The organism is Arthrobacter sp. SD76 (genome assembly GCF_049726125.1).
Classification (GTDB): Bacteria; Actinomycetota; Actinomycetes; order Actinomycetales; family Micrococcaceae; genus Arthrobacter; species Arthrobacter nitrophenolicus.
In genome coordinates this window covers 4363950-4386340 of sequence record NZ_JBNBLR010000001.1, presented here as the reverse complement: position 1 = coordinate 4386340, position 22391 = coordinate 4363950, and the positions used below count along the sequence as shown (strand labels likewise).

The 22391-nt window shown below is 66.5% G+C and carries 19 protein-coding genes and 4 pseudogenes; 14 read left to right on the top strand and 9 right to left on the bottom strand.

Annotation, left to right across the window (positions count from 1 at the left end):
* Positions 1-4: 4 nt before the first annotated feature.
* The gene (locus ACPEE0_RS21210) at positions 5-1351 is read right to left on the bottom strand and encodes a hypothetical protein (protein WP_009357933.1); all 1347 of its coding nucleotides are present in this window, start codon (positions 1349-1351) and stop codon (positions 5-7) included.
* Positions 1351-1653, bottom strand: coding sequence for a hypothetical protein (locus tag ACPEE0_RS21205; protein ID WP_009357932.1), 303 nt, complete (start codon positions 1651-1653; stop codon positions 1351-1353). The genes ACPEE0_RS21210 and ACPEE0_RS21205 overlap by 1 nt, the downstream gene beginning before the upstream one ends.
* Before the next feature lie 175 nt (positions 1654-1828).
* Between ACPEE0_RS21205 and purB the strand changes: the two are divergent.
* A pseudogene (purB, locus tag ACPEE0_RS21200) lies at positions 1829-3270 on the top strand (adenylosuccinate lyase).
* Positions 3271-3396: 126 nt separating this feature from the next.
* A complete protein-coding gene (locus ACPEE0_RS21195; protein WP_009357930.1) occupies positions 3397-4074 on the top strand; it encodes a histidine phosphatase family protein in 678 nt (225 codons plus the stop codon).
* On the opposite strand, the gene ACPEE0_RS21190 is transcribed toward ACPEE0_RS21195, so the two are convergent.
* The 3 genes from ACPEE0_RS21190 to ACPEE0_RS21180 all read right to left on the bottom strand — a co-directional run bounded on the left by ACPEE0_RS21190 (position 4071) and on the right by ACPEE0_RS21180 (position 5859).
* Positions 4071-5003: a serine/threonine-protein kinase gene (locus ACPEE0_RS21190; RefSeq protein WP_009357929.1), complete on the bottom strand. Its 933-nt coding sequence runs from the start codon at positions 5001-5003 to the stop codon at positions 4071-4073. The two genes, ACPEE0_RS21195 and ACPEE0_RS21190, sit on opposite strands and share 4 nt — an antisense overlap.
* Entirely contained in the window at positions 5000-5272 is a 273-nt protein-coding gene (locus ACPEE0_RS21185) for a hypothetical protein (protein WP_152419565.1), read from the bottom strand. Before ACPEE0_RS21185 ends, ACPEE0_RS21190 begins: the two co-directional genes overlap by 4 nt.
* Positions 5273-5343: 71 nt before the next feature.
* Positions 5344-5859 (bottom strand): MarR family winged helix-turn-helix transcriptional regulator, encoded by a 516-nt coding sequence (locus tag ACPEE0_RS21180; RefSeq protein WP_009357927.1) that lies wholly within the window; start codon positions 5857-5859, stop codon positions 5344-5346.
* Positions 5860-6012: 153 nt separating this feature from the next.
* Between ACPEE0_RS21180 and ACPEE0_RS21175 the strand changes: the two genes are divergently transcribed.
* The 5 genes from ACPEE0_RS21175 to ACPEE0_RS21155 all read left to right on the top strand — a co-directional run bounded on the left by ACPEE0_RS21175 (position 6013) and on the right by ACPEE0_RS21155 (position 11194).
* Positions 6013-6516: a GNAT family N-acetyltransferase gene (locus ACPEE0_RS21175; protein WP_133350471.1), complete on the top strand. Its 504-nt coding sequence runs from the start codon at positions 6013-6015 to the stop codon at positions 6514-6516.
* A gap of 58 nt (positions 6517-6574) precedes the next feature.
* Positions 6575-7009, top strand: a complete 435-nt coding sequence (locus ACPEE0_RS21170; RefSeq protein WP_133350469.1) for an acyl-CoA thioesterase — start codon at positions 6575-6577, stop codon at positions 7007-7009.
* A gap of 168 nt (positions 7010-7177) precedes the next feature.
* Positions 7178-8251, top strand: a complete 1074-nt coding sequence (locus ACPEE0_RS21165) for an extracellular solute-binding protein (RefSeq protein ID WP_407710235.1) — start codon at positions 7178-7180, stop codon at positions 8249-8251.
* 58 nt (positions 8252-8309) lie between these two features.
* Positions 8310-9377 carry an ABC transporter ATP-binding protein gene (locus ACPEE0_RS21160; RefSeq protein ID WP_407710236.1) on the top strand — a complete coding sequence of 356 codons (1068 nt, stop codon included), beginning with the start codon at positions 8310-8312 and terminating at the stop codon, positions 9375-9377.
* Positions 9374-11194: an ABC transporter permease gene (locus ACPEE0_RS21155; protein WP_424575203.1), complete on the top strand. Its 1821-nt coding sequence runs from the start codon at positions 9374-9376 to the stop codon at positions 11192-11194. The genes ACPEE0_RS21160 and ACPEE0_RS21155 overlap by 4 nt, the downstream gene beginning before the upstream one ends.
* On the opposite strand, the gene ACPEE0_RS21150 is transcribed toward ACPEE0_RS21155, so the two are convergent.
* Positions 11195-12247, bottom strand: coding sequence for an FAD-dependent monooxygenase (locus ACPEE0_RS21150; RefSeq protein ID WP_407710238.1), 1053 nt, complete (start codon positions 12245-12247; stop codon positions 11195-11197).
* Positions 12248-12302: 55 nt separating this feature from the next.
* Here ACPEE0_RS21150 and ACPEE0_RS21145 point away from each other — a divergent pair, with 55 nt between their 5' ends.
* Positions 12303-12839: a TetR/AcrR family transcriptional regulator gene (locus ACPEE0_RS21145; RefSeq protein ID WP_407710239.1), complete on the top strand. Its 537-nt coding sequence runs from the start codon at positions 12303-12305 to the stop codon at positions 12837-12839.
* Here ACPEE0_RS21145 and ACPEE0_RS21140 read toward each other — a convergent pair.
* The 3 genes and pseudogenes from ACPEE0_RS21140 to ACPEE0_RS21130 all read right to left on the bottom strand — a co-directional run bounded on the left by ACPEE0_RS21140 (position 12836) and on the right by ACPEE0_RS21130 (position 16010).
* Positions 12836-14026, bottom strand: coding sequence for a 4-hydroxybenzoate 3-monooxygenase (locus tag ACPEE0_RS21140; RefSeq protein WP_407710240.1), 1191 nt, complete (start codon positions 14024-14026; stop codon positions 12836-12838). The genes ACPEE0_RS21145 and ACPEE0_RS21140 overlap by 4 nt on opposite strands.
* A 117-nt stretch (positions 14027-14143) precedes the next feature.
* Positions 14144-14919 (bottom strand): annotated as a pseudogene (locus tag ACPEE0_RS21135) (IclR family transcriptional regulator).
* A gap of 27 nt (positions 14920-14946) precedes the next feature.
* Positions 14947-16010, bottom strand: a pseudogene (locus ACPEE0_RS21130) (FUSC family protein).
* 170 nt (positions 16011-16180) lie between these two features.
* Here ACPEE0_RS21130 and ACPEE0_RS21125 point away from each other — a divergent pair.
* The 6 genes and pseudogenes from ACPEE0_RS21125 to ACPEE0_RS21100 all read left to right on the top strand — a co-directional run bounded on the left by ACPEE0_RS21125 (position 16181) and on the right by ACPEE0_RS21100 (position 22391).
* Entirely contained in the window at positions 16181-17023 is an 843-nt protein-coding gene (locus tag ACPEE0_RS21125) for an ACT domain-containing protein (RefSeq protein ID WP_407710243.1), read from the top strand.
* Positions 17024-17286: 263 nt separating this feature from the next.
* Positions 17287-18651, top strand: a complete 1365-nt coding sequence (locus tag ACPEE0_RS21120; protein ID WP_354176192.1) for an MFS transporter — start codon at positions 17287-17289, stop codon at positions 18649-18651.
* Positions 18652-18729: 78 nt separating this feature from the next.
* Positions 18730-19410: a GntR family transcriptional regulator gene (locus ACPEE0_RS21115; protein ID WP_009357918.1), complete on the top strand. Its 681-nt coding sequence runs from the start codon at positions 18730-18732 to the stop codon at positions 19408-19410.
* Positions 19410-20199 (top strand): annotated as a pseudogene (locus ACPEE0_RS21110) (aspartate/glutamate racemase family protein). The gene ACPEE0_RS21115 and the pseudogene ACPEE0_RS21110 overlap by 1 nt, the downstream one beginning before the upstream one ends.
* Positions 20200-20229: 30 nt before the next feature.
* Positions 20230-21657, top strand: a complete 1428-nt coding sequence (locus tag ACPEE0_RS21105) for an amidohydrolase family protein (RefSeq protein WP_009357916.1) — start codon at positions 20230-20232, stop codon at positions 21655-21657.
* Positions 21658-21665: 8 nt separating this feature from the next.
* A complete protein-coding gene (locus ACPEE0_RS21100; protein WP_035752708.1) occupies positions 21666-22391 on the top strand; it encodes a maleate cis-trans isomerase family protein in 726 nt (241 codons plus the stop codon).

Below are 22391 nucleotides of genomic sequence, written 5' to 3'. Positions count from 1 at the left end.
GGCCCTACCGGCCGCCATGCCCCCGCTCATGGGCGCGGGGGTCTTGGGGCGCGAGCGTGGGAGTGGGGCCCTTGGTGCGGGACAGGGAGTACCTGGTAGCCGTGGCCGTCCCGCCCGCTCCCAGGACTCCTGCCAGCACCGCGGTGGAATGCACAAGGGACGGATCGCTGCTGCCGGCGACCAGGCGTGCGGCTTCCTGGTACCCATCGAAACTGTGGCCAGGGCCCAGTCCCACATCCTCCCCTACCCGGACGTGAAGGTCGTTGGTCATTGTCACCGTGACCTGGTTGGCGGTGTCCGCATTGGGTGAGCCGTCGCTCCCGGGGACCCAGTCGGTCCGATGTTCCAGGTGGAGGGTGTTGACGTCAGGCGGCGGTGTTATCCGGCCGACGGGTGATCCCGCCGTGACGACATACTTCATGTCGTACTCGGATCGAAACTGCTGGTCGGCCGCCAGATTCATGGCGTGAATTCCGCCCTGGCTGTAGCCGGCAGCGACCACCGGCGATCCGGGTTCCGCTCCAGCCGACCGAAGCGCCTGGACAACGGCGGCATTGACGACCGCTGAATTACTGCCCAGCCCGTCTGCTATCCCACCGAGATCGAAGGGATTGCGGCCGGAGTCTTCCTCCGCCATCTGTGTGCCCGGGATGACCACCACGTACGCCTTTCGGCCGTCCTGGTCAACTTCGACAACCTCGATGTATCCGCTGCCCCGTTGTTCGATCAGCCGGATCCGCTCCAGGAGGCCGGCAGGTGAAGCCTTAAGGCTTATCGGAACGCTTTCCTCCTGCCGCACGTCGAGCGGTTCCGGCCTCAGACCTGGAATTCCACCCTCGACCAGGGACTTGAGTGCTGCCAGTGCAGCAACGGAGTCGCCCACCAGCATCTCGGCGGCATTTCGGTTGAGGAATCCTGTCCGCCAAAAGTCGGCGTGCTTCTCCAGTTCCGCCGCAGGGCTCCACATTCCGAGGCTCCTGAACGTCCGGGACCGGGCTTCCGCCGCTTCGTAATCATGCCTGCACTGGCGCACCCGGCTGCTGATCCCTTGGAGCTCAGTCCGAACGGCACGGAGGGCCTCATTCGCGGCACCCACCGCAAGGAGGGCTGCCGTTCCCGTGGACCGGGGCTCATTCTGGAATTGCGCCAGTTCCTGCCACACCCGCCACGCGTCGCCCTCTACGGCTCCGAGCCGGGATGCCAGGTCATCCAGTCGGGCTGAACCGGAGGCCAGTTCCTCAAGCTGGAAGCTGAATCCACCGATGCCTCCGGAGATGACCATGTTGCCCTCCCCGGCTGGACGGGACAGCCGGAAGGCCGCTCCTGTGTCCGACGGGGTTTCTTCCCCCATCAGGATGGCCCGCCGTAATTACACTCGGACGCCAGCACCGCCCTCGCGTGGCTCGTCACCGAGCTTGCCGCTTCGTGGAGGGAGTCGAGGACCCGACGCATGGCCGCGGCCTGGAGGCTGACCGTGTTCCGGTAGGCCTGGCCGGCCGGAGACTGCCATTCCTGCATTTGGATCTCCCGAAACCCCGCAAGTACTTCTTCTGCCCGGGCCTCACAGAGAATGAGCCGAGCAGCGAGCTGCTGTACTTCGGCGCTGCGCTGCGCGGTGACACCCCAGATACTGCCGCCAGGGTCGTTCCCCATGTGAGTTCTCCCCTCCTCCGGCTTCCCGGTGCCGTTGATACCCGTGCCGTTCTGGCTGTTGCGCCCACGCTACGAACAATCCGGGACCAGCCGAAGCACCGCCGTCGACTATGTGGACAAGTAACGTGGGCAGGCACGCTTCGGGGGCCACCTGAGTTCGTGAAACAATCAGCACATGCCTGAAACTGCCGCCACAGCTGATACACGTACGCCCTCAGGACGCCTGGCCCTCGCCGCGTCACAGGAAAAGATCGCCCTCGGTCCCTGGACGGCCGCTACCAGTCCGCCGTAGCACCGCTGGTGGACTACCTGTCCGAAGCCGCCCTGAACCGGGACCGTGTGGCTGTCGAAGTTGAATGGCTCATCCACCTGACCAGCAACAACGTGCTCCCGGGCGCCGGAGCGCTCAGCCAGGACCAGCAGGACCAGCTCCGCGCCATCGTCACCGAATTCGACGCCGCCTCCGTGGCCGAACTCGCCGAAATCGAAGCGGTCACGGTCCACGACGTGAAGGCCGTGGAGTACTACATCGGCAGGCGCCTTCCCGGCATCGGCATCGAAAACCTGACGGCCATGGTGCACTTCGGCTGCACCTCCGAGGACATCAACAACCTCTCCTACGCCCTCGGCGTCAAGGGTGCTGTGGAGGACGTGTGGCTGCCCGCCGCCAGCGCCCTGGTGGCCCAGATCGGCAGAATGGCTGAGGACAACCGCTCCGTTCCCATGCTCTCCCGGACGCACGGGCAGCCGGCCACGCCCACCACCCTGGGCAAGGAGCTCGCGGTCATCGCGCACCGCCTGAACCGCCAGCTGGACCGGATCGCAAAGACCGAGTACCTGGGCAAGATCAACGGTGCCACCGGAACCTACGCCGCCCATGTCGCATCTGTTCCCGGCGCCGACTGGCAGGAGGTCTCCCGGTCCTTCGTGGAGGGCCTGGGACTGACCTGGAACCCCCTTACCACCCAGATCGAAAGCCACGACTGGCAGGCCGAGCTGTACGCCGACGTGGCCCGCTTCAACCGCATCCTGCACAACGTCTGCACCGACATCTGGAGCTACATCTCCATCGGCTACTTCGCGCAGATCCCGGTTGCGGGCGCCACCGGCTCCTCCACCATGCCGCACAAGGTCAACCCGATCCGCTTCGAGAACGCCGAAGCGAACCTGGAAATCTCGAATGGCCTGCTGGACACCCTGGCGGCAACCCTGGTGACGTCCCGCTGGCAGCGCGACCTCACGGACTCCTCCAGCCAGCGCAACATCGGCGTGGCCTTCGGCCACTCGCTGCTGGCCATCTCCAACGTGGCCAAGGGCCTGGAGCGCCTGGATGTTGCAGAGGACGTGATGGCCGGCGACCTGGACACGAACTGGGAAGTCCTGGGCGAAGCCATCCAGATGGTCATGCGTGCCGAGGCCGTCGCCGGCGTCAAGGGCATGGAGAACCCCTACGAGCGGCTCAAGGACCTCACCCGCGGCCAGCGCGTGGATGCCGCGCGCATGCGGGAGTTCGTGCAGAGCCTCGGCCTTTCCACCGAAGCCGAGGCACGCCTGCTCGCACTCACACCCGGCAAGTACACGGGCATCGCGGACCAGTTGGTGGACCACCTCAAGTAGCCCGCCCCGCAGGGGCAGGAGAATTACGACGACGGCGCCTGGCCTGGGAAGGCCAGGCGCCTTCGCTCTGCCCGGGGACAGTGGGCAGGTCCTCAGCCAGGTGCCCGGGGTGCGAAACTTGAGAGCATGAAGCTGTTGCTCATCCGCCACGGACAGACCCCCGGCAACGTCCTCGGCCAGTTGGATACCGCCCACCCGGGGCCCGGACTGACGGAACTTGGTGAGCGGCAGGCCGAGGCCATGGCGCGGTCCCTGGCCAATGAGCCCATCGGGGCCCTGTACGCGTCAACGCTGATCAGGACCCAAATCACGGCTGCTCCGCTGGCACGTGTGCACGGCCTGGACGTCGAGGTGCTTGAGGGCCTGCACGAGATCGAAGCCGGGGCCCTGGAGAAACTGACTGACCATGAGTCCCACAAGCGCTACATGGGAACCGTGTTCTCTTGGGCTGCGGGGGACCTGGACCAGCGCATGCCGGCCGGTCCGGACGGACACACATTCTTTGAGCGGTTTGATGCGGCGATCCGGCAGGTTGTGGAGCGGGCGTTCGACGCACAGCACCAGGCGGCCGCAGTAGTGAGCCACGGCGCCGCGATCCGTACATGGGCGGGCCGCCGCGCCGGCGACGTGGACCATGAATTCGCAGCCCGCCACGTGTTGGCCAACACGGGAATCGTGGCCCTTGAAGGTGACCCGGACGTCGGATGGAAGCTGATCCACTGGGACGGCAGCCCGGTAGGCGGACTGTCACTTGCCGATCCAACGGCAGCGGACCCTACGGGCAGTGACGCAACAGGCGCCTAGACCAACTGCCGGATCCTGCGGGCAGGAAAAACAGCCATCCTGCGGCAGGGACTGAAGCCCTCTTCGGCGGGTTTCGGAAGAAGCCGGGAGGCCATGCGCGCGGCCTCCGCCGCCGTCGGCCGCTCCCCGCTTTCCATCGCCGTCAGGGAGCGGAGGAAGGTCTGCCAGCCGGGCGGCAGCCAGTCCGGAACATGGGGGCTGCGGAGCGTCCTGGCCACCAGCGACTCGATCGCGGTTCCGGGAAATGCCTTAGTCCCGGTCAGGAGCTCCAACAGGACAAGCCCCATCGAGTAGACGTCCCAGGACGTTTCAGTCTCGCCGCCGGATGCCTGTTCCGGGCTCATGTAGTGCACGGTGCCGGAGGACATGCCAGGTTCCGGCGCCGATCCGGCGGCAGCGGCGATCCCAAAGTCGATGATCCGCACCGGGCTCCGCCGCAGTCCGCTCAGCATCAGGTTGGCGGGCTTGACGTCCCGGTGCACCAGGCCACGGCCATGAAGGTGGGCGAGCGCACCGAACAGCCCGACAGCCCAGCCGGCTACCTCGTCGGGTTGACTGCGGTTGCTGCGGACGGCCTCTGCAAGGCTGGTTCCCAGCGCAAGTTCCTCCACCACGAACGGCAGTCCGCCGCGCGGGCCGCCGGACGGCATCACGCCTTGCGCGATGAACCTGATGATGGACGGATGGTGAAGGGCGGCCAGGACAGCCGCTTCGTTGCCGATACGCCCGTGCTGCTTCTCCGAGTTCTCCACCGCCACCTTGACTGCAACGTCCGGCCCGCCGTTCATGTCCACAGCACGGAAGACCTCCGCAACGGATCCGCGTCCCAGACGTTCCCGCAGCCGAAACCGGCCAGCCAGGATCCCGTCCCCGTCAGGAAGCGTTGCGCGGCGCCCATGAACCGGGGGTGCAAGGGCGGGGGTGTTCATGCGGCGTACGGCGCAGTGGCCCGGGCGGGATCGGAGGCAGCGGAGGTGTGCCCGGCGGCCTGGGCAGAGGGCTGCCAGGCGTCCAGCTGGAAACCGCACCTGCAGCGCCAGACCGGGGGCAGCTCCACGGCTCCTTGTCCAACAGGCTCGAAGGTGTAAAGCACGGCGGCACCCCCGAGGGCGGGAGTCACCAGTTCCATGGGCATTCCGCAGTGCATTCCGCTGCTCTGCTGCGGCAAAACTTCGGTAAAAGTGATCAACGCGCTCACGACTCCATCGGGCAGTTCATTCAAGGGTTGATCGTAAGCTTACATATTACTAGTCAAACTAGCTAGTGCATCTAGCTACTTTTGGCGTGCGTGGCCTCCTGGGCGCTGACCGCCTCGGTCATCCGCTCCAGGAATTCCACAACGATGCGCGCCTCATCCGCGGTCAGGCTCTCCGCCACAGCCATCATTCGGCGGTGCATGGCGCCCAGTGTTTCGCGCACTTCCTGGTCCGATTCCACAGTGGGCACAACCACGACGGAGCGGCGGTCCGAAGGATGGGCCTCGCGCCGGACGTGGCCGCTCGCCACCAGCCGGTCGATCAACGAGGTGGTGGAGGCGCTGGTGATGCCCAGGAACTGGCTCAGGTCCTTGGGCACCACGGTCTTGCCCGAGGCCTGCACACGCAGGAGGTACCGCAGCGCCAGAAGGTCGGTCTCCCCCATTCCCATGGAATCCCTGGTGGAGCGGCGCATGCTGGTTTCTGCCGAGCGGTAATCGCGCAGGGACTTCAAAACGGCAGCGCCGTAGTCCAGCTGCCCGTCCGGACCGTACCAGTAGCCGGAGCCTTCGTTACCTGTGGAAACCATGGGATTAGTTTAGACCGTCTGATAACTAGACTGCCAAGTAACCTGACTATTGGTGGCTCTTGGTGTTATCCAGCCCCTTACCCGGAAGAAACACCCGCGTAACCGCATGCTTCTAGCCTTTTAGTGCATAACCCTCCGGCGAAACGAGGAACTATGCAGACCAATCCAAGGCTGAACATCCGCCAGGTTCCCTGGTCGAACCCCGTCGGGGCAGACCTGCGCCGGGCGCAGCAGGCGGAACTTGATGCCCGCTTCGGCACCCCGGACCACGAACCCGGCACCCCGCCGTCGAGCGCCGACTGCGCCGTCTTCATCGTGGCCTATGACAAGGGATCCGGCCAACCCGTAGGGTGCGGCGGCCTGCGGCTCCTCGACCCGACCACTGCGGAGATCAAACGGCTGTACGTGGTCCCCTACACGCGCGGCTCGGGCGTTGCCAGCTCCATCCTCGCGGCGCTGGAAGCGGAGGCGTTCAAGCAGGGGATCACGCGCATCAAGGCCGAGGCCGGTTCCGCCCAGCCGGACGGCCGGAACTTCTACCAGAATTCCGGGTTCGAGCCGGTGCCCAACTTCGGCCCGTATGTGGGCGTGGAGCACTCGTACTGCTACGCCAAGAGCATCCACGCGCGCAGTGCCGCCCATACGGCCATGGCCTAGGGGCGGCTGGGGCCGTCACACTCCGCAAAGCCTTCCGGCCCTCAGCTAATCTCGGCCTATGGAAACAGCAGACATCACCTTCCGCACCCGCAAATGGGTGCGCCCCGAGGACCTGAACGCGAACGGGACTTTGTTTGGCGGCAGCCTGCTGAAGTGGATCGACGAGGAAGCGGCGATCTACGCCATCCTTCAACTGGGCAACGGCCGGGCGGTCACCAAGTACATTTCCGAAATCAACTTTGTAAGTTCGGCAGTCCAGGGCGACCTCATCGAGATGGGACTGACGGCCACCAGGTTCGGGCGGACTTCCCTGACCATGCGGGCCGAAGTCCGGAACATGATCACCCGGCAGAGCATCCTCACCATCGAAGAGATTGTGTTCGTGAACCTGAGCCCGGCCGGAAGGCCCGAGCCCCACGGCTACACGGAGATCACCTACGACCGGGACCGCATCCCCACGCACCATTTAACGGAGACCATCACCCAGGACTGACCTTTCACCCGGCGTTAATCCGCACGCCTCCATCAGTTCCCGCGACTGGACCACATTGGACAGCCGGGCTGTTTATCGAATCGATAGCAATAACAGCCCCGCATTCCGCCTGCCCCGCTATAGGCTGTGCGGACATGCTCCGGTTCCAGTCAGAAATGAGTCCTGATCGTGCGTAAATTGCAGACTTTGGTTGCCGCCGCCGTCGCCGTCACCCTTCTCGCCGGGTGCGGCGGAGGCACCACCTCCCCGGCCGCTTCCGACGACGCCTCCGCCCCTGCCGGCGGTTCCGGCGACACCCTGGTGGTGTACACCAACTCCAATGGAGAGGGCCGCGGCGACTGGCTGACCGCCAAGGCCGCCGAGGCCGGGTTCAAGATCGAAATTGTGGGTGCCGGCGGTGCGGACGCCACCAACAAACTCATCGCCGAAAAGAACAACCCCATCGCCGACGTAGCGTTCGGGCTGAACAACATGTACTTCTCCCAGATCAAGGCCGAGGACGTTCTGGAACCCTATGAGCCCTCCTGGGCGGGCGAAGTGGACGAAGAACTGGCCGACGGCGAGACGTACTGGCCGCTGGTCAAGCAGGCCATCCTGCTGGGCTACAACTCGGACAAGATCTCCAAGGACGCGGCCCCGCAGGACTGGACGGACCTGTGGACCAAGGACGAGTTCAAGGACCGCTACGAGCGCGTGACAGGCCTGGGCACCGCCACCGCACAGCTCGTCTTCGCCGGCATCCTCAGCCGCTACCGCGACGGTTCGGGCGACCTGGGCATCTCGGATGAGGGGTGGAAGCAGGTGGAACAGTACTTCCAGAACGGCAGTCCCGCGGTGGCGAAGACTGACCTCTTTGCCCGCATTGCCTCCGGCGAGGTGGACATGGGGCAGATGCCGTCCTCGATCATCGCCGACCGCGAGAAATCCTTCAATGTCAACGTTGAGACGGTCATTCCCTCAGTGGGCGTCCCCCTCGCGGTCGAGCAGATTGCCCTCGTCAAGGGCACGGAGAAGAAGGAACAGGCCCAGAAGTTCATTGACTGGTTCGGCAGCGCGGACGTGCAAGGCCAGTTCGCCAAACAGTTCAACTCCATGCCTGTCAACGAGGGTGCCGCGGCCCAGGCCAACCCCGAGGTTGTGGACTTCTTCGCCGACCTCAAGCAGCAGGACATCGACTGGGAGTTCGTGCAGGAGAACATGGGCGCCTGGGTGGAGAAGATCGAACTGGAGTACATGACGTAGTCCGGTTTCCAGCAGCTTTCCCCTTCCGCTTTGGGCCGCACCACCAGACAGGTTTGCCATGATCCGCTTGGACAACATCGAAGTTACCTTCGGCGATTTCACCGCCATCCCCAACCTGGACCTGCACGTCCGGCCTGGTGAATTCTTCACCCTGCTGGGCCCTTCCGGATGCGGGAAGACGACGGCGCTGCGCACCCTGGCAGGGTTCATCCAGCCGGCCAGGGGAACCGTCCGGGTGGACGGCAAGGATGTCACCCGGCTTTCCAGCGACAAACGCCAGGTGGGCATGGTGTTCCAGAATTACGCGCTTTTTCCCAGCATGAGCGTGTGGGAGAACATCGCGTTCGGGCTCCGGGTGCGGAAGGAGAAGACGGCGGACAGTGAACGCCTGGTGCGGGACATCGCCCGCCGGGTGGAACTGAGCGACGAGCAGCTGGCCAAGAACGTGGCGGAACTGTCCGGCGGTCAGCAGCAGCGCGTGGCCGTGGCGCGGGCCCTGGTGCTGAGGCCCAAGATCCTGCTGCTGGACGAGCCGCTGTCCAACCTGGACGCCAAGCTCCGCCACCAGCTCCGGCAGCAGCTCAAGGACCTTCAGAGCGAGTTCGGAATCACCACCGTCTATGTCACGCACGACCAGGACGAGGCACTGGCGATGAGCGACCGGGTGGCAGTGTTCAACAAGGGCGTGGTTGAACAGGTGGGGACGCCGCAGGAGATCTACGACCATGCCGCCACCGAGTTCGTCTGCAACTTCATTGGTGACAGCTCGGCCCTGACACCGGAGTTTGTCGCGGAGCTGAACCGGCTGTCAGGGGCCGGGCTCAGCACGGACGCCAGGTCCTACCTGCGGGTGGAAAAGGCGTCCCTGGACGCTCCCGGCAATGGGGGCGCCGGCGTCGGGATGTCCGGAAAGGTGCTGTCCCGCACCTACCACGGCCTGCACAGCCGGTACGTGGTGCGCAGCCACGGCGCGGACATCCGCCTGCTGGTGCGGGAGGACGGCGGAGCACACCCCGAAGCCGGGACCGAAACCACCATCTACCTCCAGCCTGCCCACGTCCTGCAGTACCACCCGGAAACGGGGGTTGCCCTGCGGCAGCAGGATCCTGCGGTAGCCCTGCCATGAGCAGCACATCCGTCCGCGGCATGGCCCGCTCCCCGTTCGTGCTGGTGGTGGGCGTGGTGCTCACATGGTTCATTGCCGCGTTCCTCGTCTGGCCCAATGTGAACGTCCTGATGGCCACCTTCTTTCCGGACGGCAGCTTCTCCGGGCGGGCGGCGGAAAAGCTGTTCTCGTCGCAGCGGGCCATGAAGGCGCTGGGCAACAGCTTCCTCCTGGCGGTGGCACTGTCCATCACCGTCAATGTGGTGGGCATCTTCATCGTCCTGATGACCCACTACTTCCGGATCCGGGGTTCGCGGATCCTCTTCCTGGGCTACGCCTCAACGTTCATCTACGGCGGCATCGTGCTGGCCGCCGGGTACAAGTTCATCTACGGCGACAAGGGCATCGTCACCTCGCTGCTGGTGAAGGTGTTTCCGGGCATGGACCCGGCGTGGTTTTCCGGGTTCTTTGCCGTCCTGGTGGTCATGACCTTTGCCACCACCACCAACCACATGCTGTTCGTGGCCAACGCCCTGAAGGGCGTGGACTACCAGACCATCGAGGCAGCACGGAACCTTGGCGCCTCCACCTGGACCATCCTGCGGCGCATCGTGCTTCCCATGCTCAAGCCCACGCTGTTCGCGGTGACCATCCTGTCCTTCCTCACCGGCCTGGGCGCCCTGAGTGCCCCTCAGGTGCTGGGCGGACGGGACTTCCAGACCATCACCCCGATGATCCTCACGTTCACCAACAGCCCCACCTCCCGTGACCTTGCCGCACTGCTGGCCGTGATCCTGGGCCTGGCGACGGTCTTGATGCTGGCCGTCATGACCCGCCTGGAGAAGGGCGGCACGTACTTTTCGGTGTCCAAAGTGTCCTCGGCGCTGCAGAAGCAGCAGATCGGCAACCCGCTGGCGAACGCCGCCGTCCACGTGGTGGCCTACCTGCTGTTTGCGGTGTACACCCTTCCGGTGCTGCTCATCGTGCTGTATTCCTTCGCCGACGGCGCCGCCATCCAGACCGGCCAGCTCTCCCTGGCGAACCTGACCCTGGATAATTACGTCCGGGTCCTGACCGAGCAGTCCGGGCTGCGGCCCTTCATCGTCAGCGTTGTGTACAGCGCGCTGGCTGCCCTCATCGCCGTCGGCGGCCTGCTGTTCGTGGCCCGGCTGCTCCAGAAGTACCGGAACTGGGTGTCTTCAGCGTTCGAGTACCTGCTCCACATCCCCTGGATCCTCCCGTCGGCGCTGCTGGCCCTGGGCCTCATCATCAGCTACGACCACCCCAATCCGCTGGTGGGCGGCGCCGTGCTCACCGGAACCACGGTGATCCTGCTGATCGCGTTCGTCACGGTGAAGATCCCCTTCACCCTGCGCATGCTCAAGGCATCCTTCGCGTCGGTGAACTCCTCGCTGGAGGAAGCCGCAGCCATCATGGGGGCCAGGACACTCTACGTGTTCCGCCGGATCCTCCTGCCGCTGGTGCTTCCCGCGGCCGCCGCCATCACCGCGCTGAACTTCAACAGCCTGCTGGACGACTATGACACCGCCATCTTCCTGGCGCACCCGCTGGTCCAGCCGCTGGGCCTGGTCATCAAGGCCAACACCGACGGCGCAGAAGGCGTGGAAGGGATCGCCAACACCTTCGTCTACACGGTGCTCCTGATGGTGATTACCGGCATCACGATGTACCTGGTGTACGGCCGGTCCGGCCGCCAGGGAGCGGGGAAGAAGCGCCTGCCTGCAGTGCCTCCGGCGTCGTCTGCGGCAGTGCCGCCGCCCGCGGCCGCATCCGCCTCCGGGGAGGACAGCAAGCTTCCGGCCGCGCCCGTGCGCTGATCAGGCCGCTGTGCCGCTCCCGACGGCGGCCCTTCCGTTCCGCCTCCGCGCCAGGTTGAGCAGGCGGTCCCGGAGGGGCTGGGCATTATCGGCCAGGGCAACGCGCAGGAGCGCCGCGGAGGCCACGCTCAGGGCACGGGTGCGCAGCCGGCGCTGCCTGTCGTAAGCCTGCAGAGCCTCCTCCCGCGGGCGCGTGTTAAGGAGATCGGCCAGCGTCACGGCATCCACGAGCGATTCACAGGCGCCCCGGCCAAGCGTGGGAAACATGGCGTGGGCAGCGTCCCCCAAAAGGACCACGTTGCCGCGGACGAAAGTGCCAAGGCGCGGGGTGGTCCAGAGGCGCTGCACCAGGATGTCCTCCGGAGTTGCCGCCGCCAGCACCCGGCGGATGGCGGGCGCGTGCCCGGCATAGCGCTCCCGGGCCTGCCCCAGGACTGGCACCGGATCGATCCCGTAGGGGCCGATTTCCGAGCGGTAGCTGGCGTACCAGAAGCCTCCGGCCGGAGCGGCAGCGATGCCGAACAGGTCCCCGCGGCCCCAGTACTCCCCCACGTCGTCCGGATCAGGACGGAAAGGCACCGTCCCCCGCACGGCCAGATACGGGGTGAGCCTGGCAGCAGCAGAACCCCAAACCTCCCCGCGGACAACGCTGTGCACGCCGTCGGCGCCAGCCACCAGGCCGGCGTCGGCCGGAAGATGCCGGACCTGGCTGGTGACCCGGCGGACAGAGGCCGGCACGGCGGCGTCCAGCAGCCGCAACAGGTCTTTCCGGGAAATGGCGAACATCCCGCCGGCGTCAACGGTGACCCAGGGCCGGCCGGCAGCGTTTCGCACCGACCCGCTGCCGATCACGGGACTGGCCGCCCGGGCCGCGTCAAGGATCCCCAGCCGGGCCAGGGCCCGCTGGGCATTGGGCCACATACCTAGAGCTGTGCCCACAGCCGGCAGTTCGGGCCGCTTCTCATAGACAGTGACGCTGAACCTGCTCTGGTCCAGGCCTGCGGCGAGCGCGAGCCCCGCGATGCCGCCTCCCACGATCGAGATGGTCTCCATGGGCAAACTCTACTACTTTTGTAGTAATTGCGGAACGGGTCACTAGACTGGCTTTATGCCGGACCGCCGCACCCAATTACTCGATGCCGCACTGGCCGTGGTGGCGGACAAGGGAATGAAGGGCCTCACGCACCGGGCAGTTGATGCAACGGCGGGACTGGCCGAAGGAACAACGTCCAACTACTACCGCAACCGGGCAGCCCTGGTTGACGGCGTGCTGGACCGCCTGCTGCAGCTGGACGCCGAGCTCCTGCGGGACCAGGGTCCCGCAGGCCCGCCGTCGAACATCAAGGAACTTGCCGGACAACTCGCCGCAATGGTGCTGGCCCTGGCCCGGCAGCACACCGGGCTGACCCGCGCCCGGATGGCCCTTTCCCTGGACCACCCGGAGGCCGTGACGGCCGGGCACCAACTCCTGGTGGGCGGACTGGAACAGATGCTGGCGGCGATGGGTGTCGCGGACGCAGCCGCGCGGGCGCGGGACGTGGCGGACTATGGCGACGGGCTCCTGCTCCACCTGCTGACCGTCAGGCGCGACGACGAGCCGGACGTGGCCGCCGTCGCGGACGCCATCCGGCGCCTGATCGGCTAGCGCGCGCCCGGCCAGCCGGTATACGCCTCGGCGAGGTAGGCCATGCCGTGGCGAGATGACACCACCGAGTTCAGCTCACCCAGCTGGCGGGCGCGGGAGAAGTCGTCCGCGTCGGCGGGCGTGTGGAGCATGGTGGTCATCCAGTAGGAGAACTGCTGTGCCTTCCAGACCCGCTCCAGCGCACGGTCGCTGTAGGTCTCGAGGAGGCGGCCGGAACCGGCGTTGTAGTGGCTGTCCAGCCCCTCAAAGAGGACCTTGACGTCATGGATCGCCAGGTTCAGGCCTTTGGCCCCGGTGGGCGGGACCGTGTGCGCGGCGTCGCCGGCCAGGAACAGGTTGCCGTGGCGCATGGGGGTATGGACGAAGCTGCGGAAGGGCAGGACCATCTTTTCGATGACCGGCCCCTCCTTGAGCTCGAAACCGTTGCCGTTCACCCGGCTGCGGAACTCGGCCCAGATCCGGTCATCGTCCCACTCGGCGACGTTTTCCTTGGGGTCGCACTGGAAGTACATCCGCTGCACCGTCTCGGTGCGCTGGCTGATCAGGGCGAAACCGTTGGCGGAGTTGGCGTAGATCAGTTCGTCGGAGCTGCGCGGGGCCTCGGCCAGGATGCCGAACCAGGCGAAGGGGTACTCGTGGAAGTACCACTTGCGGTGCGCTTCCGGGATCTGGAACCTGCAGTGGCTGCGGGAACCGTCAGCGCCCACCAGGAAGTCGGACTGGATCTCGAACTCCACACCGTCGGCGTCGGTGAACCAGACCTTCGGCCTGCCCTCAAGATCGTGGACGGAGGTGTCCGTGACGCTGTAGCGGACGTCGCCGCCGTCGGCCTTCCTGCGGGCGGCCAGGTCCGCGAACACGTCCGTCTGGGGGTACAGCCACACGGACTCCCCCACCAGGTCCTTGAAGTCCACGCGGTGGCTCTCCCCGTTGAACCGCAGCTCGATGCCGTCGTGCCGGTCCCCCTTGCGCAGGACACGGTCCGAGACGCCGCTGTCCACCAGCAGGTTCACGGTCCCATGTTCGAGGATGCCGGCGCGGACCGTCTCCGAAATCTCCTGATGGCTGCGGACTTCAATCACTGTGGAGTCGATGCCGGCCTTCGCCAGCAGGTGGGAGAGCATGAGCCCGGCCGGGCCTGCCCCCATGATGGCCACCTGGGTGGAGATGATCTTGCGTGTTGCCATGGTTCGTCTCGCTTCATTGCGGGGCCCGCGGTGCGGTGCCGGCGTTCTGGGTTCTGGCACCCAGTGTGCGGCAGGAGGGGTGACGGCCGTAACAGCAATTCCGTTGAATGGGAACAGTCAGGAGTCGCCCAGCCCGCGGGCGATACCGCGGGCTGCCGTCTGCAGGGCCGGAACCAGGGCCTGCAGGCGCATCTCCCGCAGGGGAACCACGACGCCGAGGGAGGCCACCGCACGCTGCCGGCGGTTGAGCACGGGGACGGCGATGCCCAGGTGTCCGGATCCACCACGCCCTTCAGCTGGGCGAAGCCCTGGCGGGCTGTTTCGCCGAGCAGCCCGCGCAGGGCGTCTACAGTGGCCTTGCCGTCGGGGTCGCTGAACTGGTCAAGGTACTGCGCCTGCAGGGCCTTGTCCTGGTGCGCCATCAGCGCCAGCCCGGCAGACGTGATGTGGACGGGCATCCGCCCGGCCACCTGGGCCCGGTTTGCCACCGACCCGCGCCGCGAAAGCCTTTCGACGAACAATGCCTCCCAGCCGTCCAGCACCGTCAGGTTCACGTTCTGGTTCAGGACCTGCTGGATGTCCTCCATAAACGGCATGGCCGCCTCCCGCAGAGCCAGGGTTGGCGAGGTCCTGTTCACCAGCTCCCATAGGCGCACGCCCGGCCGGACCATGCCTCCGGGCGCGGTTTCCAGCAGGTCGTGTTCCGCAAGCTGCCGCACAAGGCGGTGCGCGGTGGTCAGCGGCAGCCCGGCACGGGCCGCGAGCTCGGACAGCTGGAGGGTGCCGACATCCTGGGGAAAGGCCGAGATCAGCCGGACGATCCGGTCCACCACCGAGTCGCCGGACCTCGAGTTCGCCGCGCCGCACCAGCTTCCGTTGAATGGTCCCGGCACCCAGCGTACCGCGCAGCCGGAAGGCCGTCAGCCCGCCGTCGTGCGTTCCCGGAAACGCCGCCAGGCACCCGGGGCCAGCACCACGGCAATGCCGACGGCGGCTCCGATCACCGTCTCGATGATGCGGTCGCGGAGCAGGATGGCGGGCGAGGACGGGACCACCAGGAGCGTGGAGATCAGGGCAAGCGGTGTCACGAAGACCTGGGCCAGCAGGTACTGGCGGATGATGAACATCTCCGCGCCGAACTGGCACAGTGCCATGACAAGTACCGTCTGCCACGGCTGCAGGTCCAGGAGCACGATGCCGGCCAGGATCACCAGGCCCAGCACGGTGCCAACGATCCTTTGGATGCCGCGGCGGATCCGGTGCCGGGTGGTGTGCCCCACCAGGGGAACAACGGCGGTCACCATGGCCCAGTAGTTGTGGCCGAACCCCAGCCGTTCGCCGGCCCAGGTGGCGAGCGATCCGGCGAGTCCGGCAGCCACCAGGTATCCGAGGCCTTCCAGCCAGGCCGCGCGCTTTTCGTCGGGGGTCCGCCGGATGGGCCGGGGGCGGGTCCACGGGGTGCGGTGGCTGGGCAGGATCCGGCGGAGAACCCGATCAGCAGGCACAGCACCGTGGTGAGGACCGAGACGAGCATCCCCTGCCACAGCGGGGGCTGGTTGGGAATGGACGCGATGGCGGCGAAGGCGAAGATGTGGAACAGGGAGCCCGCTGGCCGCAGCCGGAACCAGGAAATCGCCACCGAGCAGGCGCCTGCCACGACGGTGGTGGCAAGCACCAGGAGCCAGGTGGTGGTCGCGTCGTCCAGCCCCCACGCCGCCTGCATCCTCGCGGCCAGCGAGGCCAGGAGGATCACCAGCAGCATGAGCAGGCCGGCCCGCAACTGCAGCGCGAAGCGGACGCCATGGGGTTCACCCCTGCCGTAAATCCCGGTGAAGGCACCGAAGGAAGCGAAGATCGCCAGGTCCAGCCGCCCCAGGAGCACCAGCGTAAGCAGTGGAACAAAGACCCCTGTGGCGCACCTCAGGGCGGGGTGGTGGTCCTTGTTGCCGGGGGCAATGCTGAACATTTCAGCGAGCATCTTCACGGGGACAGTGGCGCCTTTCCTGCAGGTTCCGGGAGGAGGTATCTAACGGGCGGCCGCGCTGACGTTCCTGCTAAATCCTACGGGGCGGGCTCCGGAAACCACCCGGCGCTTTCCCTTGAATGGAACGCGGAGGCAACGCGGCTGAAACAGCGGCCGGTGATGCTTATGCCATGAAGCTCCCCGCACGGAACTCCCCCGCGGCCGAACTGAGCTGTGAAGTCTGCGGCCTGATGCCTGAACCGACCAAGGCGCGGCTGACCTTGGCAAACGTCGCCGTGATGCTTCCAATCGAACTCCTGGTGCATGCCCTGGTGGTGGGCACCGAGCTTCCGTACCTGGCAAAGGTGCTGGTCCTGACGGTCACCGCCACTGTCCTGGTGATCTGGGTGGCGGAACCCTCGGCCAGCAGGATCCTGCGCGGCTGGCTCCACGCCCCGGCGCTGCGGCTGCGCAGGACGCTCGGCACGGCGCCGGCGCTATGGCGGGCACGTACCGTCCTGCATGATGAACCCGGCTCGCTGCAGCGGGTCACCAAGGCGCTGGCCCGGACGGGCACCAACATTCTGAGTATCCACGTGCATCCGGTGCCCGGCGGCGTCCTGGACGAGTTTGTGCTTGCCGCACCCGGCGGCATCGGCGAGCGCGAGCTCCTGGACGCCCTGCTGGATGGGGGCGGTTCCGCCCCGCAGGTGTGGCCGACCACCAGCCTGGCCATGGCCGACGGCCAGACCCGGGCTCTGAGCCTTGCGGCGCGGATCGCGGATGCGCCCGATGAACTTCCGCTTGCCGTTGCGGAGCTGCTGCGGGCCCGGATCCTCACCCCCGCCGAGGAGGCCGCGGCCCACGCCGCGGACGACGCCGGCACCCGGCTTAAGATCCCCACCGCGTGGCACGGCCCCATCACCTTCGCCCGGCCCGGCGAGCCCTTTACGCCGGCGGAATCCGCCCGGGCCCACCGGCTGGCAGAGCTCGCGGAAATCCTGGCGCACCGGAACCCCGCCGCGCCCCAGTAGCCCTTAACGACTGGCCAATGCCGGTCACAATCCGTTTTCAAGAGGCTGCCCGGGCAGAGTTCACGAAAATCCTTGACAGTGGTCGGGGTCACTCCTACCGTTGTTTTTGGGATCCCAAATTGGGATCCCAAAAGAACCATCCCGGCGCTCCGGATCGCCGACCCACGCGTTTCCATTAGTTTTGCGGAACCCGCCGCTGCAGGGCGGACCGCGCACATCCCCGCACTTTCCCCATCCGTAAACTTCCCCGTGAAGGAGAAGCTGTGTCCATCCCAAACACTGAAACAACGGCGGCATCCGCCGTCGATACACCCATAGACCAGGCACCGGTCGAATCCAGCAAGGACGGCGTGCAACGGCGCACAGCAGTCCGCTGGAAGCTCTTCCTCCTGCTGCTGGTCCTCGTTGCCGTCAACTACATTGACCGGGGCTCCATCTCGGTTGCCCTCCCCATCATCCAAAAGGAGTTCAACCTCGCTCCTGAACTGGTGGGCCTCCTGCTGTCCGCCTTCTTCTGGACTTACGCACTGATGCAGATTCCGGTTGGCTGGCTGATCGACAAGTTCGGTCCCCGCAAGGTCATGACCGCCTCCTGTGTCGGCTGGGGCGCGGCCACAGCCGCCTCCGGCATGGCCGGCGGATTCCTCAGCATGTTCATTGCCCGGATGGGCATTGGCGTGACCGAGGCCGGAGTGATGCCAGCCGGTGGAAAGCTCAACGCCATCTGGATGCACAAGTCGGAACGCGGCCGCGGTGCCACCATCCTCGACGCCGGCGCTCCGCTGGGTGCCGGGCTCGGCGGCATCATCATTGCCGGGCTGATCGCGTCCACCGGCAGCTGGCGCTGGGCATTCGTGATCGCCGGTGCCGCCACGGTCCTCATGGGCCTGGCCGTCTGGTGGTACATCCGCGACAATCCCCGCGAGCACCGCGGAGTCAATGAGGCCGAAGCCGCCTACATTGAAGCCTCCCACGCCGCCGAAGATGCCGAGGCGAAGCTGGATGGCAGCCAGGGCAAGCGCGCATTGCTCCCGTACCTCAAGTTCCGTTCCTTCTGGGCCATGTGCTTTGGATGGCTGGGCTTCAACGGCGTGTTCTACGGCCTGCTGACCTGGGGACCCCTCTACCTGGCGCAGGCAAAGGGCTTCGATTTGAAGACCATCGGCTGGTCCACCTTCGTGATCTTCGGCGCAGGGTTCGTGGGCGAAATCATCGGCGGCACCATCGCCGACAAGTGGCGGGCCTCCGGTGCGTCGGCAAACCGCGTCATGCGGACCCTGCTGGGCATCTCCAGCGCCGTGGTCATTGGCGGCCTGGTCGGCGTCACGCTGGTCGCTGACCCCACCACCGCCGTCGTCCTACTTTCGCTGGTTATGTTCTTCCTGCGCTGGGTGGGCCTGTTCTGGAGCATCCCCTCCATCCTGGGCGGACGCACCAACGCGGGCGTCCTGGGCGGGGCGATGAATTTCAGCGGCAATATCTCCGGCTTCGTCACTCCCATCGCCGTCGGACTGATCGTGGGCGCCACAGGCTCCTACACCTGGGCGCTGCTCTACTTCGTGGGCTCGGCGATCGTCATGGGCGCCTCCGTGCTGACGCTGAACTACAACAAGCGGCTTCCTGTCTAAGCTAGCCATCCAAGGCAACACCTGATCCGCGTTCCCGCTGCCGGGAGCCGTGTCCACCAAGAATCCGAATGGAGCACCATGCTGACCGCAGAAGACACCCAGGACAAAGAACGCCCGCTGCGCGAGGCTGTCCGGGACACGCTCCGCACTCGGATTTTCGAAGGACACTACCCTCCCGGCACGCGGCTGGTGGAACGGGACCTCGCGGCCGAATTCTCCGTCTCCAGGCTCCCTGTGCGCGAAGCACTGCGGATGCTCCGCCAGGAGGGGCTGATCAGCGACCGGGGCGCACGGGGGGCAGAAGTCAGCACCCTGAGCCCCAAGGACGTGGAGGACCTCTTCGATGTCCGCCAGTCCCTCGAAGTCCTGGCCTGCCGGCTTGCCGCCGTGCGGGCCACCGCGAAAGACCTTGCCTACCTGAAGGGGCTGCTGGACAACGCGGAGAGTTTCCTCGCCAAGGGCGCCGTGATGGAGGCCCACCGTGCCAACAGCGAATTCCACGATGCCATCACCGGCATCGCCGACAACAACTTCCTCAAGTCAGCACTTGAGCCCCTGCAGGGCCGGATGCACTGGCTGTTCCGCCACGTGAGCGACCTGCCGGAGCTGATCCGGGAACACCGCGAACTCTATGCCGCGATTGCCAGCGGCGACCCCGACCGTGCCGCGGCACAATCGGCGTCCCACATCGGAAAGTACCGGGAGCAATTCCCGGAAGACTTCCAAAAAACCGAACCCCAACTTCACCGGAAGAGATAATGCGACTCCTGGTCATCAACCCCAACATCAGCGACGATGTCACAGCCCTGATCGAAACCGAGGCACTGCGCTCCGCTGCGCCAGGCACCGAACTGGTGGTCCGCACTGCCGCCTACGGCATGGAATACATCGAGACCCGCTTTGAATCCCTCGTGGCCGCCGGCGCCGTGGCTGAAATTATTGCCGCGCACACCCTCCCCGGCGCCGAACCCGTGGATGCCGTGGTGGTGGCGGCCTTCGGCGATCCCGGCATGCCCGCGCTGAAGGAACTGGCCGGCGTCCCCGTCATCGGCATCACCGAAGCCGCACTTTGCGCAGCGGCGCTGCAGGGGCACCGCTTTTCCATTATCGCCATCTCGGACCGGATCAAACCCTGCGTACCTGGACTGCGTGGAGCGGTTCGGCCTCGGCGGACGGCTGGCGTCCATCCGCTCGATCAACGAGTCCCTGAAGAGCATCGGCTCGGTCCAGCAGGACTTCAAGGAAACCCTCATGGCACTGAGCCGGCAGGCCGTCACGGAGGACGGCGCCGACGTCGTCATCCTCGCAGGAGCCCCACTCGCCGGGCTCGCCCGCGACCTGAAGGGGCAGATCCCGGTTCCCGTGGTGGACGGAATCTCCGCCGGAATCCGGATGGCCGAGGCGGTAGCTGGACTCGGGTCCGGTCCGCACCGTGCCGGCGCCTTCGCCCCGCCGCCCGGGAAGGCCCGCGCCGGCCTCAGCCCGAACCTCGACGCCGCCCTTGCTGCGGCCCAGGACAGCGCAGTGCCCGCGCTGCCCACCGCCTGAACCAGCAGCTTTCCCCGAAGGAGGACACCGATGTCCCAGCAGCCAGACCTTGTCATTTCCAACGCCACCGTGGTCAACAGTGACGGGCGCCGGGCCGCCCATATCGTGGTCCGGGACGGCCTGGTCACCGACCTTGCCGACGCCGCCCGCCCTGCGCCTGCCGCCCTACGGACCATTGATGCCGCCGGGAGGCTGGTGATACCCGGCGGCGTGGACGGCCACTGCCATGTCGCCCAGGTGACGGGACGCTTCCGCACCCTGGACGACTACCGCACCACGTCCACCGCCGCCCTGTGGGGCGGCACCACCACCATCATCGACTTCGGAATTCCACGGGATGCCCAGGAAACCCCGCTCGCCGCCGTCCTGCACAAGAAGGAGCTGGCCACCGAATCCCGGTGCGACGTCGCCCTCCACGGCGCCGTGATCAGCTGGAACGAAACCGTGCCGTGGCAGCTGGAGCAACTCGCCGCCGAGGGGGTGCGTTCGGTGAAGATGTACACCACCAACCGCGGCACCACCATGGCCGACGGGGACACCATCCTCAAGGTCATGCGCGAGATGGTCCGGCTGGACGGCCTTACCTACATCCACGCCGAGCACGACCCCATCATCGCTGACTGCACGGAACAGCACGCACAGGACGGCCGGATCGGCATCGGGCACCTGCACCGGACCCGGCCCGAACTGGCCGAAGAGACCTCGGTCAAGGAAACCCTGGCCATGGCCGAGTACACCGGCGCCCCGGTGTACTTCGTTCACCAGTCCACGCCCGGGGCCGTGGACCTGGTTTCCGATGCGCGGTCCCGCGGGCTTGAGGCCTTCTCAGAAACCTGCCCGCATTACGTCACCCTGGACGATTCCGTCTACGGCTCGGCCTTCCCGGAGTGGTTCGCCTGCTGCCCGCCCATGCGCAGCGCCCGGACGGTGGCCGCGCTCAGGGAACGGCTGGCCACCGGGGCCATCCACACCATGTCCTCGGACCACTCCTGCTACGACCTCTCCCAAAAGCGCGAACGGACCGACGACGTCCGCGCCATGCCGCACGGCCTGCCCGGCGTAGAGACCAGGATGCCCGTCACCTTCACTGCAATGACCGGTGCCGGCGCCAGCGTGGAGGACTTCGTGGAGGCCTTCTCCGCCGGCCCGGCGCGGATCAACGCCGTGCCCGGAAAAGGCCGCATCGCCGAAGGGTTCGACGCCGACCTGGTCATCTTCGACCCCGCCGAGGAACGCACCGTAGACGGCGCAAACCTGCATATGGGAACGGACTTTTCACCCTTCCACGGAGACGTGCTGGCCGGCTGGCCCGCCGTCGTTGTTTCCGGTGGCCGCGTGGTGCTGGACGGCCAGGGATTCCACGATCCCGGCGCCGCCGGCCGCTTCCTTGCCCGCAACGGCTTCCGCCAGCACCAGTCCGCCACCACCGCCGGCGTTGCCCACGCCGCAGCCTTTTAGGAGCAACCATGCCATCGACCACCCGGCCACGCAGGATCGGCATGATCGTGCCGTCCTCCAACACGTGCCTGGAGCCCCAGACCTACCGGATCCTGGGAAATCGTACCGACGTCACCGTCCACTTCACCCGTATCCCGGTCACCAGGATCGCCCTGGATGACTCTTCCGACCGGCAGTTCGACCCGGCAGTCATGCGCGAGGCCGCCAGGCTCCTTGCGACGGCGGACGTGGACGTCATCGCTTGGAACGGCACATCCGGTTCCTGGCTGGGTTCAGACCACGACCGGGAACTCGTGGCGGAAATCACCGATGCCACCGGCATCCCCGCCACCACTTCCACCCTGGCCTACCTCGAAGCCTTCCGGACGTCCGGCACGGAGCGGATGGCGCTGTTCACCCCGTACACGGAGGACGTGAACCGCCAAATCATCGCCTCGTATGAGCGGGAAGGGATCAAGACCATGGACCACCGGGCCTTGGGCCTCAGCGACAACGAGTCCTTTGCCCGGGTCACCGACGATGAGATGCTGCCCGGTTCACGGGAACTGGCAGCGGCTGCCCCCGATGCCCTGATCTACCTCTGCACGAACCTGTACGGGGCCAACATCACGGCGGAAATCGAGGACAGCACCGGCGTTGCCGTGCTGGACTCCGTGGCGGTGACGCTCTGGCATGCCCTGAAGCTCGCGGGCGCGCCGCTGCTGGAGCCGCGGTGGGGCAGGCTGCTGGCCTAG

Coding starts and splice junctions, on each gene's coding strand:
- ACPEE0_RS21195 (WP_009357930.1), top strand. CDS start 3,397: ATGAAGCTGTTGCTCATCCGCCACGGACAGACCCCCGGCAACGTCCTC.
- ACPEE0_RS21145 (WP_407710239.1), top strand. CDS start 12,303: ATGCCGGACCGCCGCACCCAATTACTCGATGCCGCACTGGCCGTGGTG.
- ACPEE0_RS21150 (WP_407710238.1), bottom strand. CDS start 12,247: ATGGAGACCATCTCGATCGTGGGAGGCGGCATCGCGGGGCTCGCGCTC.
- ACPEE0_RS21175 (WP_133350471.1), top strand. CDS start 6,013: ATGCAGACCAATCCAAGGCTGAACATCCGCCAGGTTCCCTGGTCGAAC.
- ACPEE0_RS21160 (WP_407710236.1), top strand. CDS start 8,310: ATGATCCGCTTGGACAACATCGAAGTTACCTTCGGCGATTTCACCGCC.
- ACPEE0_RS21140 (WP_407710240.1), bottom strand. CDS start 14,026: ATGGCAACACGCAAGATCATCTCCACCCAGGTGGCCATCATGGGGGCA.
- ACPEE0_RS21180 (WP_009357927.1), bottom strand. CDS start 5,859: ATGGTTTCCACAGGTAACGAAGGCTCCGGCTACTGGTACGGTCCGGAC.
- ACPEE0_RS21205 (WP_009357932.1), bottom strand. CDS start 1,653: ATGGGGAACGACCCTGGCGGCAGTATCTGGGGTGTCACCGCGCAGCGC.
- ACPEE0_RS21190 (WP_009357929.1), bottom strand. CDS start 5,003: ATGAACACCCCCGCCCTTGCACCCCCGGTTCATGGGCGCCGCGCAACG.
- ACPEE0_RS21170 (WP_133350469.1), top strand. CDS start 6,575: ATGGAAACAGCAGACATCACCTTCCGCACCCGCAAATGGGTGCGCCCC.
- ACPEE0_RS21115 (WP_009357918.1), top strand. CDS start 18,730: ATGCTGACCGCAGAAGACACCCAGGACAAAGAACGCCCGCTGCGCGAG.
- ACPEE0_RS21210 (WP_009357933.1), bottom strand. CDS start 1,351: ATGGGGGAAGAAACCCCGTCGGACACAGGAGCGGCCTTCCGGCTGTCC.
- ACPEE0_RS21125 (WP_407710243.1), top strand. CDS start 16,181: ATGAAGCTCCCCGCACGGAACTCCCCCGCGGCCGAACTGAGCTGTGAA.
- ACPEE0_RS21100 (WP_035752708.1), top strand. CDS start 21,666: ATGCCATCGACCACCCGGCCACGCAGGATCGGCATGATCGTGCCGTCC.
- ACPEE0_RS21105 (WP_009357916.1), top strand. CDS start 20,230: ATGTCCCAGCAGCCAGACCTTGTCATTTCCAACGCCACCGTGGTCAAC.
- ACPEE0_RS21155 (WP_424575203.1), top strand. CDS start 9,374: ATGAGCAGCACATCCGTCCGCGGCATGGCCCGCTCCCCGTTCGTGCTG.